Here is a 16,218-nt window from a genome sequence, read left to right as displayed (position 1 = left end):
CAGCGGCTTGCGCTGCCGGTAGGCGTGGGGAGCGCTCGGGGCGTGGGGGAGGTTGCGACGCGATGAGCGGCCGCGACCGCCGCCGCTGGTCGCTCGCCTCCGACAGCGGCCACCGACGCCAGCGAGCCCAGCGCCAGGGCTACGGTGAGCGCGCGGTTCGCGAGCGGTCGCAGGGATCGACGGCACAGCTCGTTGCGAGCGTGCGCAGATCGTGTTGAGCGCGCGCGGATGGGCGCGCTCGCAGCAGTTTGCCGACGGGCCGACTTAGCCACGGGCGCGAGCGCTTCAGGCTACAGAGCCGCGCGGCGGATCACCGTCGGCTTACAGTTAGGGAGCGCCCGGCTCCTGCTACGGTCCCGCAGCGGGCGCGCCCGGGTCGCCGGTGCTGACAGAGGCTCCGGTGGCCAGCCCTTCCGTCAGCGCAAATGAACAGGCGTTTTGCTGCACTCCAGGTCGCGGTTTCGGCGGTCGCTCTGGCCGCCGTCGTGTGGTGGGCGTCGCGTCAGGACGCTCCTCAAATCCCGCACTCCTCGGGTGCGCTGGCGTGGCTCGTGGGGGCGCTCGGCGTTTACGCCTTGGCGACGCTTTTGCGGGCGGAGCGTTGGCGGCGCATCATCGCTGTCGCCGGGCTGCGGGCGCCGGCGCGCGACGTCTACGCGCTGACGGTCGTCGGGTACATGGGCAACAACGTTTTGCCCGCTCGCGCGGGCGAGATGCTGCGGGTCGTTCTGCTCTCGCGCCGTTCTCAGGCCGGCAAGCGGCAGCTCCTCGGCACCGTTGTCTCCGAGCGCGTGTTGGACGCCGCGGCTCTGGGGCTGATCCTCGTGGTCGTGGCCTACGGCCTGCTGCACGGCGCCGGCCTGCCCAGTGAGCGGCCCTTGCTGGTCGCCGCCGGCGGGGCGCTCGTGCTGGCCCTCGCAGTGGCGCTGCTCCAGCTGTTGCGCAGCCATCCCGCGTTGGCGCGCCTGCGCCAGCTCGTTCGCCCGCTCGCGCAAGCGCCGCGCGCGTTGCTCGGTCGACGCGGGATCCTGCCGCTGGCCGGTTCGATCGTGATCTGGTCGCTCGAGGCCAGCGTCTACTTCGCGGTCGCGCGGGCCGTCGGCATCGAAATCAATCCGATCGACGCGCTCTACATCGTCGCGATCACCAACCTCTTCGCGATGCTTCCGGCGGCACCTGGGTACGTTGGCACCTTCGACGCCGCCGTGCTGTTCGGGATCAAGGCAGTTGGGGCGGCGTCTTCGCTTGCGCTCAGCTACCTGGTGCTGCTGCGATTTGTGTTGTTCGTCCCGATCACGCTCGTCGGTCTGGGCGTTCTGATCGCCCGCTACGGCGGCTGGGCCGCGATGCGCTCGGCGTTGCGCGTCGAGGCTTCGAAGGCTTAGCGCCGACCGGGGCCGATGGGTCCGCAGCGCTCGCCAGAGCTTGCGAAAGCCGACGCGCGGGAGGCCGGGGCGTCAGCGGGGTCGACCGCCGGGGCGTCAGCCGGGTCGACCGACGCGCGCGGCGGGACAGCTCCGCGTTCAACTCCCCGAGCAGGGTCCGAAGCTGGGGGACGCGGCGGGGCGGGGGCGCTCGCGCGCGCCTCGCTGCGCCGCTTGCGACGCCACCAACCGTTGCCGATGCCCCTGGTGCTGGCTTTTTCGCTGGCCGCGTCGGCCGCCACGTTCGTCTTTCCCTCGACGCCGACTTACGACCCGTGGGCCTGGATCCTGTGGGGTCGTGAGATCCTGCACCTCGACCTAGTGACGACCGGCGGGCCTTCCTGGAAGCCGCTGCCGGTCTTGTTCACCACCGTTTTTGCCGCTTTCGGACACGACTTCGCGCCCTATCTGTGGCTGTGGATCGCGCGCGCGGGAGGGATCTTCGCGTGCTTGATGGCGTGGCGTTTGGCGCGCCGTTTGACCGGGTCCGGGTTGGCCGGTTTCGTCGCCGGCGCGCTCGCGGCTGCTGCGCTTGCGACGAGCTACAACTTCGCTCGCGACGCCGCGCTCGGCAACTCCGAGCCGCTGCTCGCCGGCCTCCTCCTCTGGGCCTTCGAGCGCCACCTCGATGGGCGCCGCGATCACGCGCTCTATCTCGGTGTCGCGGCAGCGCTGCTGCGACCCGAGGTCTGGCCGTTTCTCGGTCTTTACGGCATCTACCTGTGGCTGCGCGAACCCCGCCTGCGCCTTCGTTTAGTGCTGCTCGGGCTGCTCGTTCCGGCGCTCTGGATCCTCCCCGAGTGGTGGGGCTCCGGGGAGCCGTTGCGGGCTTCGGAGCGGGCGACCAACCCGAATCCGGGCAGCGTCGCCTTCGCCGAGCACCCCGCGCTAGAGCTCGCTCGCCGCACTTGGCACCGCACCGTGCATGTGCTGCCGCTGGCGGCGGCAATCGCCGTTGCTTGGTCGTCGTTGGCGCTGCTGCGGCGCAGCGAGCGGGGGCGGGCATCGGGCGGTGGTCTGTCCGCCGGCGCCCCGGAAACGCGCCCGAAGGACGACGCCAGCGCGGAAACGAGCCCAGCGGAGCTTTCCGCACTACGGCACCGCATCGTGCTGGCGCTGGCGCTGATCGGCGCGGCGTGGTTCGCGCTCGTGGCGTTCATGGCCGAGCGCGGCTACGCGGGCAACCAGCGCTACCTGGTCGGTGCGACAGTCGCGCTTTGCGTGCTCGCGGGAGTGGGGGCGGGACGGCTGGTCGCGCTCGCGATGTCGTTCGCCGCTCGTCGCTCGCCGCGCTTGGCAACAGCGGTCGGTCTCCTGACGATCCTGCTCGGTTCGCTGCTGTTGACACCGGTGGTGATCGCGAAGGCCGACAACGTCCGCAAGGTCGGCGAGCGCCTGCGCTACGAGGCGCGGCTGTGGTCGGATCTCAAACGACTGATCGACCGCGCCGGCGGACGCCAGCGCCTGCTTGCCTGTGGAGGCGTCTTCTCGGGTCCCTTCCAGACGCAGATGGTCGCCTACGAGCTCGGCCTGCACGGACGCGACGTCGGCTGGCCGGGGACGCCGCCCCCGGGCGTGCTCTTCCGAACCCGGACGGTGCCGGATGGTCCGCTCGTCGGGATTCCCCGCGATCCCCGCTTCCGCGAGGTGTTGCGGGTCGGTGTCTGGCGGCTCTGGACGGTGCCCCCGAGCGGCCAGCGTCCCGGTCGGCAGAGCTGTCCCCGCAAGCCGGGCCAGCCGACCGCGCCGCCACCGCCCGAGGGCCTGCCGTTCGTGCGACGGGCGCAGAGCTCCGCGCCTCCGTCACGGCACCTGCCGACGTTCGCGACCACTACGCTGCGCGCGTGGCGGTAGCGCCGACAAAGGCTGAGACCGCGCGCGGCCTACGTCTCTTTGCGCGCCTGGACGAGCGGTTTCTGCTCGCTCTTTTCGTGCTCGCCGCGGTGGCCGTCTCGTGGTTTTTGCGCACCCGCGCGCTCGGAGCTTCCCTCTGGATGGACGAGGGGCTTTCGATCGGTATCGCCTCGCAGCCGCTAACCGAAATTCCGGAGGTCCTGCGCCAGGACGGCTCGCCGCCGCTCTACTACCTGCTGCTCGGCGTTTGGCTGCGGCTGGTCGGCGACGGCCCGGCCGAGACCCAGGCCCTCTCAGTGCTGATCGCGCTCGCCGCGATTCCTGTCGGCCTGTGGGCCGGCTGGAGCCTCTTCGGTCGCCGTGCCGGCATCTACCTGGCCGCGATGTGCGCGGTCAACCCGTTCCTCACGACCTACGCGCAAGAAGTGCGCATGTACTCGCTGATGTTCACGCTGTCGCTGGCGGTCACGGCGGCGTTCCTCAACGTCTTCGTGATGCGGCGGCGCCGTTACCTGGCCGCGCTTTTGCCGCTTCTCGCGGCGACGCTGTACACCCACAACTGGGCGCTATTCGTCTCGATTGGCCTGGTCACCGCTCTCGCCTGGCTGTTGCTCACCGCCGGCGGCAGCGAGCGGCGTGCGCTGTTTCGCGATGGATTGATCGCCTTCGGGGGTGCTGGGCTTCTCTACCTGCCCTGGCTGCCGACGCTGCTCTTTCAGGTCCAACACACTGGCGCTCCCTGGCTGAACCCGCCGCGGCTCGGTGCGCCGGTGCAGATCTCCAAGTACCTCTTGGGTGGCGGCACCGCAACCTGTGCGCTGGTTCTCGCGGGCGGGTCAGGGCTCGCGCGCTTTTTGCAGGAGGCTCGCTTGGACCCGCGGCGGCGCGCGATCATCGCCGCCGCGCTCGTGGTGGTCGCAATGCTCGGCTCGGCGTGGCTGTTTTCGCAGGTCTCGCCGGCCTGGACGACGCGCTACCTCGGCGCTTCGCTGGGTCCGCTGCTTTTGATCTTCGCTGCCGGCTTGGCGCGGGCCGGGCGCCTGGGTATCGCGGCGCTTCTGATCGTCCTGGCCATCTGGAGCCTCCCGCGCCTCTACGACTTGCAGAACAAGAGCAACGCCGCTGACCTGGCGCAGGCGGCCGCCCCGCTGTTGCATCGAGGCGACCTCGTGATCTCTTTGCAGCCAGAGCAGACGCCCTTGCTTGCCTACCACCTCGAAACCCTGCGCGGCGTTCGCGGCTTGCGTTACGCGACGCCGCTCGGGCCGGTGCGCAACCCGCACGTGATGGACTGGCGCGACTCTCAGGAGCGCATCGAGCGCGCCACCGTCGCTCGGAACCTCGAGCCCCTGCTTGCTACCCTTCCGCCCCGCGCGAGGGTGCTGCTAGTGCACCCGATAACCGCGCGCCGCGACGACTGGGACGCACCGTGGACCGCGCTCGTGCGCCGGCGCGCCGCTCAGTGGGGGGCGGCGCTCGCCGGTGACCGGCGGTTCCGGCGGGTGGCTACCCTGCCGCCTTTCTACCGCCGGGCAACGAGGATCGGGGTGCGAGCCGTGCTCTACGAGAAGACCGGAGCGTGACAGCGATGGCCAACGAGAACATGCCTACAGGCAACGACGACGCCCGCGGGCGCCACGTGCCCGCTCCGAAGCCGAAGAAGGAGCTGGTGAAGCTGCCGCCGCCAGCCAACCTCGCGCACCCCGAGATGCTTGAGAAGCCGACGCTCGTGCTCGGCGCGGGTCCGGCGGGCCTCACCGCCGGCTATCTCCTGGCGAAGCAGAGCCTGCCGGTGGTGGTGCTCGAGGCCGAGGACCAGGTGGGTGGCATTGCCAAGACCGTCGTCCGCGACGGCTATCGCTTCGATCTCGGCGGCCACCGCTTCTTCACCAAGGTGCGCGAGGTCGACGAGCTTTGGCACGAGATCATGCGCGAAGAGTTCCTCTTGCGTCCGCGTATGTCGCGCATCTACTGGCGTGATGGCCGCGGCCGCACGAAGTTCCTCGACTACCCGCTGCGTGGGCCCGACGTGATTCGCAAGCTAGGCCCGGTTGATCTGACGAAAGCCCTCCTCTCTTACCTGTGGGCGACGATCAAGCCGAAGGGCAAGGAGGAGACCTTCGAGCAGTGGGTCTCCAACCGCTTCGGACGCTGGCTCTTCAACCAGTTCTTCAAGTCCTACACGGAGAAGGTGTGGGGAGTATCGACCTCGGAGATCCGCTCCGAGTGGGCAGCGCAGCGAATCAAGGGTTTGTCGTTCTTCAGCGCGGCCAAGTCTGCCTTCTTCGGCAACAAAGGCAACAAGGTCAAGTCCTTGATCTCCGAGTTCCACTACCCACGCTATGGCCCCGGGCAGATGTGGGAAACGATGACCGATGACATCGAGAAGCTCGGCGGCAAGGTTCTGCTGAACCACAAGGTCACGAAGATCGAGCTCAAGGGCAACCGTGTCGTCCGCATCCACGCCGGCGGCGAGGTGTTCGAGCCGTCACAGGTGATTTCCTCGTTGCCCCTGCGCAACCTCGTGGGGATCGTCGATCCGCCAGCTCCGGGTGAGGTCCGGGCAGCCGCGAAGGGCCTCCGTTACCGCGACTTCCTGACCGTCGCTCTGGTCCTCGACGGCGAAGACCTGTTCCCGGACAACTGGATTTACATCCACGACCCGCACGTCAAGGTCGGCCGCATCCAGAACTACCGGTCCTGGAGCCCGTGGATGGTCCCCGATCCCACGAAAGCGTGCGTGGGGCTCGAGTACTTCTGCTTCGCGGGCGACGAGCTGTGGTCGATGGACGACGACGATCTCGTTCAAATGGCGATGGGCGAGCTCGAGCAGCTCGGTCTTGCGACCCGCGACAAGCTCCAGTTCGGCTTCGTAGTGCGCGTGCCGAAGGCCTACCCGATGTACGACCAGGATTACGCGGAGCGGGTCGCGACGATCCGGGCGTGGCTCGAGGGCATCGAGAACCTGGTGCAGGTTGGGCGCAACGGTCTCCACCGTTACAACAACTCCGACCACTCGATGCTGACGGCGATGCGTGCGGTCGAGAACCTCGTGCAAGGGACCGACCACGACATCTGGGCGGTCAACGCGGAGTCCGTGTACCACGAGGAGCAGTCCCAGGACGAGGAGCAGCCGTATATCCGCGCGCCCGAGACCGAGGCGATGAAGGAGCCGCTCGCGAGCTAAAGCGCCCGAGCACGAGCGCGAGCGCGGCGGACCCCTGCGAGCGAGCGCGGGGGAGGCCCTGCGGGCGTTACACCTCGTCGCCCGGCGCCGGGCGATCGTCGGGAGCGATCGGCAGGCGCACGATCGGTTGCCCCCGCCGCTGGACGCAGTTGTGGAGGCGGCGCACTTCGATCTCTGGCCCGGGGCGTTCGAACGCGCGCGGGTAGTAGAGGTAGGAGTGGTCGAAGTGAAAAGGCACCGGCTGGGCGCCGCGCCGGTACGGACTGAAGCGCTTGACCAGCGTCGACTCGCGGGCTAGCCGCTCGTAGTAGGCGCGGGCCGCGCTCGAAGCAGCACGCGCGCGATCACGGACAAGGCTCATCGTGATCACCGTGCAGTAGCCGTAGAAGCGGTAGTCGTCGATTAGCCGTGGGAAAAGCGCCCGGTAGTAGTTGGTCGCTGCCAGTGCGCCGTCAGGGCGCGTCGTCAACGCCGGCTTGCCGCGTTCGCAGCGCCGGTAGTTAGGCAGCGTCACTAGCCAGCCGTCGTGCCCCCAGGCACGCGGACCCCGGCAGCGCCCAAGCCAAGGCGGCGGCACACCCTTTGGGTCGAGCACGTACCAGCGTTCGGGCACTGCCGGTTCAATTACCGCACGCAGCTCGAGGCGACCACTGTTGACGATCCAGTCACGCAGCTGCTGGCGTGTGTCGGCGCGCCCCAGGACCGCCAGCTGGTGAAGGTCGGCGCGCAGCGGTTGCCAAAGGGCCACGGCCAACACCAAGGCGGTCGTCGCAATGCCGACGGTTGCCCGCCGACGCTCGCCTCCTGAGCGGTCCCCGACAGTGGCGATCGCTCGGCCCAACGCCGCGCCGACGGCCGCCACGCCGATCCCAGCGAGCAATGCGAGCTGCGGGTAGGCCGGCATCAACCACCGCCCGAACGCGCGCGACTGGAGCGCAAGCCAGGCGAGCAACAGCAAGGGAAAGACGGCGGTGACCGCCAACATCCGGCGGTCGCGACGCCCCAGAACGACGGCGCCGACCGCCGCCGACAGCGCTGGCAGCACCCCGAAGCCCCAGCCCAGGCTGTCCAGGTAGTAGGGCAAGGGCGCTTGGTCCTGGCCGGCCTTGCGTGCCAGGCCCGCGACGGCGGCTTGTTCGCGCAGCTCCTGCCACGCCCGGTCGAAGTGGAGGATCAGGAAGGGGTTGAAGGCGGCGAACAGCAGGGCGCCGAGGGCAAGTCCGGCGAACGCTGTTCGCGCGCCGCGGATGCGCTGGCCGCGAACGCTCAGCGACGCCAACAAGACCGGAACGACCAACAGTCCCGCCGTGTACTTGAACGCGCAGGCTGCGCCGACGGCGAGCCCAGCGACGAGCAACCACCACCGCCTGCGCTCTTTGAGCCACAACAAGGCCGCGCCGGTGGCCGCTGCTGAACCGATCAAGGCGCCGCTGTCGGTGACAGCGATCCGCCCGTACGAGACGACCAGAAACGAAAAGGCCAGCACGGCGGCTGCACACAGCCCGACCGTGCGCCCGAAAGCACGGGTGGCGAACGCCCAAAGCAGCGCCACAGAGCTGACCGAGAGCAGCGCTGCGAGCGCGCGGGCAGTGAGCCAGATCTCGGTCGGGTTGCGACTGAACTGGCGCGGGACCGATCCCCAGTCGAGCGAAAAGGCGAAGCCGAAGAGGCCGTAGAGGACGCGTAGCGAGAGGTAGCTGAGGTAGGTGAAGGCAGCGGGGTTCTGGTAGTAGCCGGGATCGAAATTGCCGGCGAACATCGGGATCGCGCGGTTGACGAAGTGGGTGCGTTCGTCCAGGTTCCAGACGAACGGGAGCCCGTAGTCGGCGTGGGCGAGCCGCAGAGCGAGCGCCGCAGCGAGCAGCGCTGCGAGCGACAAAACGGCCGTCACCTTGCGCTTCCGCTCGGACACGGCGGAGCAGCCTAGTCGCGGCGGCAGTACGCTCACGCGGCACCCGACCAGGGCGGGCGCGCGACCGGCTAACTGTGGGTTGTGCGCGTCCGGCGGCGCCGCCGTCGGGGCAACGCCATGACGATGCTCACCGAAAGCGATCTCCGTCACCTCGAACGCGCTCTCGATCTCGCGGAGCGGGGGCGTGGGCGCACCAGTCCCAACCCCTGTGTGGGGGCGGTGGTGGCGCGCGGTGAGCGCGTGCTCGGCGAGGGGTTTCACGCGGCGGCCGGCGAGCCACACGCCGAACGCGTCGCACTCGCCGCCTGTGATGTCGATCCCCGCGGTGCGACTCTCTACGTGTCGCTCGAGCCGTGCTGTCACGAGGGGCGTACGCCACCCTGCACGGACGCCATCCTGGCGGCCGGGATCAAACGGGTGGTGGTGGCGTCCGACGATCCCACCCCAAAGGCCTCGGGGCGCGGCCTTGCGATCCTCCGTGACGAGGGCGTGGAGGTAGTCGTCGCCGAGGGCGAGATCGCGCGGCGGGCGCGGCTGCTCAACCAGCCGTTCCGCAAACACGCGCGCACCGGGCGCCCGCACGTGACTCTGAAGTACGCGATGACGCTCGACGGTGCGGTCGCTACGCGGAGCGGCGACTCGCGCTGGATCTCGGGCGAGCGCAGCCGGGAGTTGGTGCATCGCTGGCGGGCACAAAGCGACGCCCTGGCGATCGGCATCGGCACGGCGCTGGCCGACGATCCGCTGTTGACTGCCAGGCATCCGTCGGCGGAGCGCCAACCGGTGCGCGTCGTCTTCGACTCCGAGGCGCGGCTGCCCCCGGATTCGCAGCTCGTTCGCACGATCGATCAGGCACCGCTGATCCTGGTGGTCTCACGGGCGGCTGCGCGTCCCGCGCTGCAGCGACTGGAGGCGGCCGGTGTGGAGGTGGTCGTCGCGGCCGGCGAGAACGAGCCGGCGCGGGTCGTGGCGGCCCTCGACGAGCTCGGCCAGCGGCAGCTTCAGTCGCTGCTGGTCGAGGGCGGCCCGCGCCTGGCGGCCGCCTTTCTGGCGGCCGGCGAGGTCGACGAGCTGCGCGCCTTCGTCGCGCCGCTGCTGGTCGGCGACCGCGAGGCGCCTGGCCCGCTGTCGGGAACCGGTCCGGAGGCGATTGCCGACGCCGTACGCGCGGAGCTGGTGGCGCTCGAACGAATCGACGACGACGTCTTGATCGTCGCCCGCCTGCGGGAGTGGTGAGCGGTGTTCACGGGGCTGGTCGCAGAGGTGGGGACGGTGGCGGCGCTGGCACGCGACGCTGCCGGTGCCGAGCTGACGGTGATCGCGGAGCTGGCCGGTCAGCTGGCAGCCGGCGACTCGGTGGCGGTCGACGGGGCCTGCCTGACCGTCACGCAGGTTGCCGGCGATCGCTTCCAGGTGCAGGCGATGGCCGAGACCCTGCGCCGCACCACGATCGGCGAGCTTACGCGGGGGGACCCCGTCAACCTGGAGCCCGCCCTCGCCGTCGGTGCGCGCCTTGGCGGGCACATCGTGCAGGGTCACGTGGACGGCGTCGGCCGCATCGTCAAAAGCGGCGAGGAGGGCTTCGCGCGTCTGCTCGAGATCGCGCCACCGCCGGAACTCATGCGTTACCTCGTGGAGAAGGGGTCGATCGCCGTTGCCGGGGTCTCGCTGACGATCGCGGCACTCGGTGAGCAGAGCTTCACCGTCTCGTTGATTCCCGAGACCCGCCAGCGCACCACTCTCGGTCGCCTGTCGGTCGGTTCGCCGGTGAACCTCGAGGTCGACGTGATCGCCAAACACGTCGAACGACTCGTGCGCGAATACGTGCACAATTTCGTCGACGCGGCCGAGCGGTCGCACACCTCGAGGAGCGTGAGGCGCCAATGAGCGAGCGCAAGTCCCCGTTCAGCACGATCGAAGAGGCGATCGAAGAGATCCGCGCCGGGCGCATGGTTGTCGTTTGCGACGCCGAGGACCGCGAGAACGAGGGCGACCTCACGCTCGCCGCGCAGTTCGTGACGCCGGAGGCGATCAACTTCATGGCCAAGTACGGGCGCGGTTTGATCTGTCTCGCACTGACGCCCGAACGCTGCGAGGAGCTGGGCCTCGAGCTCATGACCGCCAAGAACGAGTCACCCTTCGAGACTGCCTTCACCGTCTCGATCGAGGCGCGCGAGGGTGTCACGACCGGTATCTCCGCGCACGATCGGGCGCGCACGATCCAGGTCGCGATCGACCCGCGCACGAAACCGAGCGACTTGGTCCAGCCGGGCCACGTCTTCCCGCTCAAGGCGAAGCCGGGCGGGGTCCTGGAGCGCGCCGGGCAGACCGAAGCGGCGGTCGATCTCGCCCGCCTGGCCGGGCTCACGCCGGCCGGAGTGATCTGCGAGATCATGAACGACGACGGCACGATGGCGCGGGTGCCGGACCTCGAGCGGTTCTGCCAGCGCCACGGGCTGAAGATGATCACGATCGCCGACCTCATCGCCTACCGGCGGCGACACGAGAAGCTGGTGGAGCGCGTCGCGGAGGCCAGTCTGCCGACTCGCTACGGCGAGTTCACGGTTATCGGCTACCGCTCGCTGGTCGACGGCAAGCACCACGTCGCGCTCGTCAAGGGTGAGGTGGCCGGACGCGAGGACGTGCTCGTGCGTGTGCACTCGGAGTGCCTGACCGGTGACGTCTTCCACTCGTTGCGTTGTGACTGCGGCGAGCAGCTGGAGTCGGCGCTGGCGATGATCGAGGCTGAGGGTCAAGGCGTGCTCCTCTACCTCTCCCAGGAAGGCCGAGGCATCGGGCTGCTCAACAAGCTGAAGGCCTACAAGCTGCAAGAGGAGGGGCTCGACACGGTCGACGCCAACCTCCAGCTGGGATTGCCGGCGGACCTCCGCGACTACGGTATCGGCGCCCAGATCCTTGTCGATCTCGGGCTGACGACGATCCGCCTGCTTACCAACAACCCGAAGAAGATCATTGGCCTTGAGGGCTACGGGTTGCGCGTAACCGACCAGATCCCGATCCAGCACCCGCCGAACGAGCACAACCGCGAATACCTGCGAGCCAAGCGGGAAAAGCTCGGCCACCTCTTGCACCACCAGGGTCTGGCGCTCGACGAGGAGATGATCCACGCCGAGCGGATGAACGACCGGCGGCTCGGTCGGATTCCGCTCGAAACCGACCTCTACGGAGAGGGTCCGGCGCCGGCCAAACCCAAGGGCAGCGGGGAGGACCGTGAGCGCGAGCAGTAGCGACGCGGCCCTACGCGTCGCGATCTGCGTTGCCCGCTTCTATCCGGAGCTCGCGGATCGTTTGGTCGAGGGCGCCCAGCGGGTGCTGAGCGCGGCAGGGGTGGCGAGCGAGGTGTTCGACGTGCCCGGCGCCTTCGAACTACCGCTGGCGGCGCTTTGGTGTGCAGAGAGCGGACGTTTCGACGGCGTCGTCTGCTTGGGCGTGGTGATACGCGGAGAAACCGACCACTACGACTTCGTCTGCCAGGAGGCAGCGCGGGGCATCGGCGCCGCGCAGCGCGCCACCGGTGTGCCCTGCGGGTTCGGTGTGATCACTTGCGAGACGCGCGAGCAGGCGCTTGCCAGGTCGGGAGCCGGCAAACGCCACGTCGGGGAGGATGCGGCGCGAGCAGTGCTCGCGATGGTCGAACTGCGCCGACAGCTACGGGCGCAAGAACAGGCCCGCGCGGTGCGCTAGCCTGTCGAGCCGTGCCGAAGATCTGCTTCGTATGCGGCAAAGGTCCCGGCTTCGGTCACAACCGTAGCCACTCGATGGTCGCCACCAAGCGCCGGTTCGATGCGAACCTGCAGAAGGTGCGCATCGTGGTCGCGGGCGCTCCGCGGCGCGAGTACGTCTGCACCCGCTGCATCAAGGCGGGGAAGGTCTTGAAGGCCGCCTGAGCGGCGGGCGTCCAGTCCCCCACGAGGGGCGCGCGCCGATGGCGGACGACATCCTCGCTCGCTTCCGCAAGGTCGTGGCCGGTGCGTTGGCGGAGCTCGAGCGCCGCCGCACGGAGGTGAACGACCTCAACGTCTTCCCGGTCCCCGACGGCGACACCGGCGACAACATGAGCCTGACGCTGCGCGCGGTCGTCGAGGAGCTCGACCGCCTCGCCGCACAAGGTCTGGATCGCATCGGGCGCGACGAGGTAGTTGCAGCCGTCGCCCGTGCCGCACTGCTGGGTGCGCGCGGCAACAGCGGTGTGATCCTCTCCCAAATCGTGCGCGGGGCAGCCGAGGAGTTGGCCTCGCGTCGTGGCCAGCCGGTCGATCCGGCGCTGCTCTCGGCGGCGCTGGCGAGAGCCGCTGACGCAGCCTACGCATCCGTCCGGGAGCCCGCGGAGGGCACGATGCTCACCGTGGTGCGTGCGATGGCGAGCGCCGTTGCGCACCTCGTGGCACGGGCGCCACAGGTTCGCTTCGAGGGGACGATTGCGCCCGAGCAACAGGACCGTCTGCTGGCGGACGTCCTCGAGCGGGCGCTCGAAGCGGGCCGGCAGGCGGTCGCCGAGAGCCCTGTGCGGCTCGCTGCGTTGCGCGAGGCGGGGGTCGTCGATGCCGGGGCCTACGGACTGTGCGCGCTACTCGCCGGGGCGATCGCCGCGCTGCGCGGCGCCCCTGTGCAGCTCGAGCACCACGCGCCGGCGGCGCGACCAGCGATCCACTCGCCTGCTCATACGTCCACCAGCTATCGCTACTGCACGAACTTCGCGCTGACCGGTCGCGACCTCGATGCCACAAGTCTCCGGCTGCGCCTCGAAGAGCTCGGCGACAGCGTGCTTGTGGTCGGCGACACACGCACCCTACGGATCCACCTGCACACCAACGAGCCGGACCGCGCCACCGCCCTCTGCGCGAGCTGTGGCGAGGTCTCTCGCCTCGAAGTCGCGGACATGTGGGCGCAGGTCGACGAGCGGCGCGCGCGGCTCGCCGCTGCCACTAAGGAGCGCCCGCGCTGCGGGGTCGTGGCGGTCGCCTCGGGCAGCGGCGTTGTGCGCCTCTTCGAAGAGCTCGGAGCGGTGGTCGTGGAAGCCGCGGACCGTCAGCTGGGAGCACCCGACCTGCTCGCCGCGGTCAACGCGACCGGCGGCGAAGAGGTGCTCTTGCTGCCCAACGGAGTGACCCACCGCGAGGCTTGCGAGGCAGCCGCACGGCTGGCCGAGAGGAACGTCGTGGTCGTGCCGACCGAGGCGCCGCAGCAGGGTCTCGCGCTGCTGGTCGAGTTCGACCCCGAACGCAGCGCGCGCGATAACGCGAAGCGGATGGCGGAACGGGCAAATGGTGTCGCCTACGGCGGCGTGCGGCGAGCACAGCAAGGGGAAGTGGAGGGGACGGGGTCGGAAGTGGAGGGGACGGGGTCTGGTAGCGCGCGCGACGACGGCGACGGGGGCGCGGCCGTCGCCTGGCTTGGCGACGAGCGCACCGTCCTCTGTCGCTCACCGAGCGAGGCGCTGCGCGTGCTGTTCGAGGAGGTCGGTCGGGGGGCGGAACTGGTGACGGTGCTGGTGGGGCGCCAAGCCCCGATCGGCGACGAGGAGTTGCGGCAGCTCGCCCCGCCGGGGGCCGAGCTCGAGGTCTTGCCGGGCGGAGATCCTGAGTGGTGGTGGCTGGTCGCGGCCGAGTAGTGCGCTAGTGCTCGGGAGACGCCCGGACTTCAAGCGCGAGCGTCCATCCTTGGAGCCGCTGCGGTCCTTGCCCAGCCGCGCGATCCTCGAGGCGCCGCTGCGGCTGCCCGGGATCCGCGAGGAGGCCTTGCGCTCGCTGGGCATCGAAACGGTCGGGGACCTACTCGAACACTTGCCGCACACGCATCGCGACCCCGCCGGGGCGCGGCCGATCGCCGAGCTCGAGCCGGGGCAGCCGGCGACCGTGGTTGCGAGCGTCGAGGAGGTCCGCGAGGTGCCGGCACGAGGTCCCCGACGGGCGCGCATCGAGGCGCGCGTTGCCGATGCCTCCGGCGCGCTCGTGGCCGTCTGGTGGGGCCGCCGCTGGCTACGTCATCGCCTGCGGGTGGGTGATCTTCTCCGCCTCGAGGGAGTGCCGAAGGAGGGAGGGCGCTTCTGGGTTCGCGACCACGAGTGGCTGGACCGCGAAGCCGCGGCCCGGGCCGCCGGTAACGCGCCCAGCGGCGAGTCCCGCCCGGCCTCGCTGGTGCCGGTGCACCCGGCGAGCGCGGAGCTCAGCGCGCGGCGCCTCCGTCACCTGGTGCGGCGGTTTGCTGCTCGGGCACTCGCCTGCCCGGACCCCCTGCCGGCACGCTTGCGCGCCCGCGAAGGCCTTCCCGACCGCGCTGCGGCGCTGCTTGCCGCGCACTTTCCGCGCTCCTTCGAAGAGGCCGAGGCGGCACGCGCGCGACTTGCCTTCGAGGAGCTGCTGCTCCTGCAGCTGGCGCTCGGGCGGCGTCGCAACGCGCGTCGTGCGCGGGCCCGTGCGCCGGCAGTGGAAGCGCCAGCGACCGCGCTCGCGTGTTGGCTCGAAACGCTCCCGTTCGAGCCCACGGGCGACCAACGCCGGGCAATCTCCGTCTTGACCGGCGAGCTGGCGGGCGAGCGACCGATGAACCGTCTGTTGATGGGAGAGGTCGGTTCCGGCAAGACGCTGGTGGCGGCGGCGGCGATGCTGCAGGTCGCGCGTGCCGGCTACCAGGCGGCGTTGATGGCTCCCACGGAGACACTCGCCGAACAGCACCACCGCACCCTCGACCGACTGCTCGGCGGCACCGTACCGCTGGCGCTCGTCACCAGCACCGTCGGCTCGCGCCGCCGCCGCGAGGCGCTCGAACGGTTGGCGAGCGGTGAGCTACCAATCGTCGTCGGTACCCACGCTTTGATCGAGCCGGGTGTGCGGTTCGCGGCGCTCGCGCTGGCCGTGATCGACGAGCAGCACCGCTTCGGCGTCCGCCAGCGGGCGGCGCTGGAGCGCAAGGGGCCGAACGGCTTGGTTCCGCACGTGCTGCATATGACGGCGACGCCGATTCCCCGCACCCTCGCGCTGACCGCCTACGGCGAGTTGGACGTGACCGTGCTGCGGGAGCTGCCGCGCGGTCGGCGACCGGTCGAGACGTTGGTGCTTGCTGGAGAGGAAGGTCGGCGCGAAGCAATGGCTCGGGTACGAGCGGCCGTCGCCCGGGGGCACCAGGCATTCGTGGTCTGCCCGCTCGTAGAGGAGTCCGAGGCGCTCGCGGCGCGCGCCGCCACCGCCGAATTTGAGCGGCTCACCGAGGGCGAGCTGCGCGGCCTCCGCTTAGGGCTCGTACACGGTCAGCTGCCGGCGGCGCAACGCCAGGAAACGATGGCGCGCTTCGCCCAGGGCGAGATCGATGTGCTGGTAGCGACGAGCGTCGTCGAGGTCGGAATCGACGTCCCCAACGCGACCGTGATCGTCGTCGAAGAGGCGCACCGCTGGGGAATCGCCCAGCTCCACCAGCTGCGTGGGCGGGTGGGGCGAGGGACCGCCCCGTCGGTGTGCATCTTGATCGGCGACCCCTCGTTGCCGCGGTTGCGCGCGCTCGCTGCCCACAGTGACGGGTTTCGGCTGGCCGAGATCGATCTCCAGCTGCGCGGCTCGGGTGACGTCCTCGGAACCCGCCAGCACGGGCTTCCGTCGCTGCGCTTCGCGCGGTTGCCGAGCGATGCCCCGCTGCTCGAGCGCGCCCACGCAGCGGCCGCCGAACTGCTCGCACGCGACCCCGAGCTGGCCGATCCGGAGCATCAGCTGTTGGCCGCTGCCAGCGAGGAGCGCTTCGGTGCTGCTGCCGAACCGATCCCCGGCTAGGCGCCGGAGCGCCGGCTCCGAGGGCGGCGGCTGCGAGCCGCAGTGATCAGCCTGGCAGCG

At 70.1% G+C, this 16,218-nt stretch carries 13 protein-coding genes; 12 read left to right on the top strand and 1 reads right to left on the bottom strand.

From position 1 onward, the window contains the following. The first annotated feature begins 62 nt into the window (after positions 1-62). From BLW41_RS10995 to BLW41_RS09265, 5 genes are all read left to right on the top strand, one after another. Positions 63-218 (top strand): hypothetical protein, encoded by a 156-nt coding sequence (locus tag BLW41_RS10995; RefSeq protein ID WP_177169447.1) that lies wholly within the window; start codon positions 63-65, stop codon positions 216-218. 207 nt (positions 219-425) lie between these two features. Next, entirely contained in the window at positions 426-1,385 is a 960-nt protein-coding gene (locus BLW41_RS09280; protein WP_093118432.1) for a lysylphosphatidylglycerol synthase transmembrane domain-containing protein, read from the top strand. Between the two features lie 237 nt (positions 1,386-1,622). Further along, on the top strand, positions 1,623-3,278 hold the full coding sequence (locus BLW41_RS09275; RefSeq protein WP_143038679.1) for a hypothetical protein: 1,656 nt from the start codon (positions 1,623-1,625) through the stop codon (positions 3,276-3,278). After that, a complete protein-coding gene (locus BLW41_RS09270) occupies positions 3,269-4,861 on the top strand; it encodes a glycosyltransferase family 39 protein (RefSeq protein ID WP_093118428.1) in 1,593 nt (530 codons plus the stop codon). Before BLW41_RS09275 ends, BLW41_RS09270 begins: the two co-directional genes overlap by 10 nt. A gap of 5 nt (positions 4,862-4,866) precedes the next feature. Continuing rightward, positions 4,867-6,465, top strand: a complete 1,599-nt coding sequence (locus BLW41_RS09265) for an NAD(P)/FAD-dependent oxidoreductase (RefSeq protein WP_218138367.1) — start codon at positions 4,867-4,869, stop codon at positions 6,463-6,465. 67 nt (positions 6,466-6,532) lie between these two features. Here BLW41_RS09265 and BLW41_RS09260 read toward each other — a convergent pair whose 3' ends face one another. Continuing rightward, a complete protein-coding gene (locus BLW41_RS09260) occupies positions 6,533-8,377 on the bottom strand; it encodes a glycosyltransferase family 39 protein (RefSeq protein WP_093118426.1) in 1,845 nt (614 codons plus the stop codon). A 117-nt stretch (positions 8,378-8,494) separates the two neighbouring features. On the opposite strand from BLW41_RS09260, the gene ribD reads away from it, so the two are divergent. The 7 genes from ribD to recG are packed head-to-tail and all read left to right on the top strand — an operon-like array spanning position 8,495 to position 16,158. Then, entirely contained in the window at positions 8,495-9,613 is a 1,119-nt protein-coding gene (gene ribD, locus BLW41_RS09255; RefSeq protein ID WP_093118424.1) for a bifunctional diaminohydroxyphosphoribosylaminopyrimidine deaminase/5-amino-6-(5-phosphoribosylamino)uracil reductase RibD, read from the top strand. A 3-nt stretch (positions 9,614-9,616) separates the two neighbouring features. Next, entirely contained in the window at positions 9,617-10,264 is a 648-nt protein-coding gene (locus BLW41_RS09250) for a riboflavin synthase (protein WP_093118422.1), read from the top strand. Further along, entirely contained in the window at positions 10,261-11,625 is a 1,365-nt protein-coding gene (locus tag BLW41_RS09245) for a bifunctional 3,4-dihydroxy-2-butanone-4-phosphate synthase/GTP cyclohydrolase II (RefSeq protein WP_093118420.1), read from the top strand. The genes BLW41_RS09250 and BLW41_RS09245 overlap by 4 nt, the downstream gene beginning before the upstream one ends. Beyond that, positions 11,609-12,082 carry a 6,7-dimethyl-8-ribityllumazine synthase gene (gene ribH / locus BLW41_RS09240; protein ID WP_093118418.1) on the top strand — a complete coding sequence of 158 codons (474 nt, stop codon included), beginning with the start codon at positions 11,609-11,611 and terminating at the stop codon, positions 12,080-12,082. The genes BLW41_RS09245 and ribH overlap by 17 nt, the downstream gene beginning before the upstream one ends. Positions 12,083-12,093: 11 nt before the next feature. Next, positions 12,094-12,285: a 50S ribosomal protein L28 gene (rpmB, locus tag BLW41_RS09235; protein ID WP_093118416.1), complete on the top strand. Its 192-nt coding sequence runs from the start codon at positions 12,094-12,096 to the stop codon at positions 12,283-12,285. Positions 12,286-12,323: 38 nt separating this feature from the next. After that, entirely contained in the window at positions 12,324-14,009 is a 1,686-nt protein-coding gene (locus BLW41_RS09230) for a DAK2 domain-containing protein (protein ID WP_093118414.1), read from the top strand. Positions 14,010-14,016: 7 nt separating this feature from the next. Beyond that, the gene (gene recG, locus BLW41_RS09225) at positions 14,017-16,158 is read left to right on the top strand and encodes an ATP-dependent DNA helicase RecG (protein WP_218138366.1); all 2,142 of its coding nucleotides are present in this window, start codon (positions 14,017-14,019) and stop codon (positions 16,156-16,158) included. The last annotated feature ends 60 nt before the right edge of the window (positions 16,159-16,218 follow it).

Origin of the sequence: Thermoleophilum album (assembly GCF_900108055.1) — a bacterium.
GTDB lineage: Bacteria > Actinomycetota > Thermoleophilia > Solirubrobacterales > Thermoleophilaceae > Thermoleophilum > Thermoleophilum album.
The sequence above is the reverse complement of the archived record's forward strand: the minus strand, read 5'-3'. Positions and strand labels throughout refer to the sequence as shown.

What these genes read in the sequence shown, in the direction of transcription:
- BLW41_RS10995 (WP_177169447.1), top strand. Translation starts at nt 63, where the DNA reads ATGAGCGGCCGCGACCGCCGCCGCTGGTCGCTCGCCTCCGACAGCGGC.
- BLW41_RS09280 (WP_093118432.1), top strand. Translation starts at nt 426, where the DNA reads ATGAACAGGCGTTTTGCTGCACTCCAGGTCGCGGTTTCGGCGGTCGCT.
- BLW41_RS09275 (WP_143038679.1), top strand. Translation starts at nt 1,623, where the DNA reads ATGCCCCTGGTGCTGGCTTTTTCGCTGGCCGCGTCGGCCGCCACGTTC.
- BLW41_RS09265 (WP_218138367.1), top strand. Translation starts at nt 4,867, where the DNA reads ATGGCCAACGAGAACATGCCTACAGGCAACGACGACGCCCGCGGGCGC.
- ribD (WP_093118424.1), top strand. Translation starts at nt 8,495, where the DNA reads ATGACGATGCTCACCGAAAGCGATCTCCGTCACCTCGAACGCGCTCTC.
- BLW41_RS09245 (WP_093118420.1), top strand. Translation starts at nt 10,261, where the DNA reads ATGAGCGAGCGCAAGTCCCCGTTCAGCACGATCGAAGAGGCGATCGAA.
- BLW41_RS09230 (WP_093118414.1), top strand. Translation starts at nt 12,324, where the DNA reads ATGGCGGACGACATCCTCGCTCGCTTCCGCAAGGTCGTGGCCGGTGCG.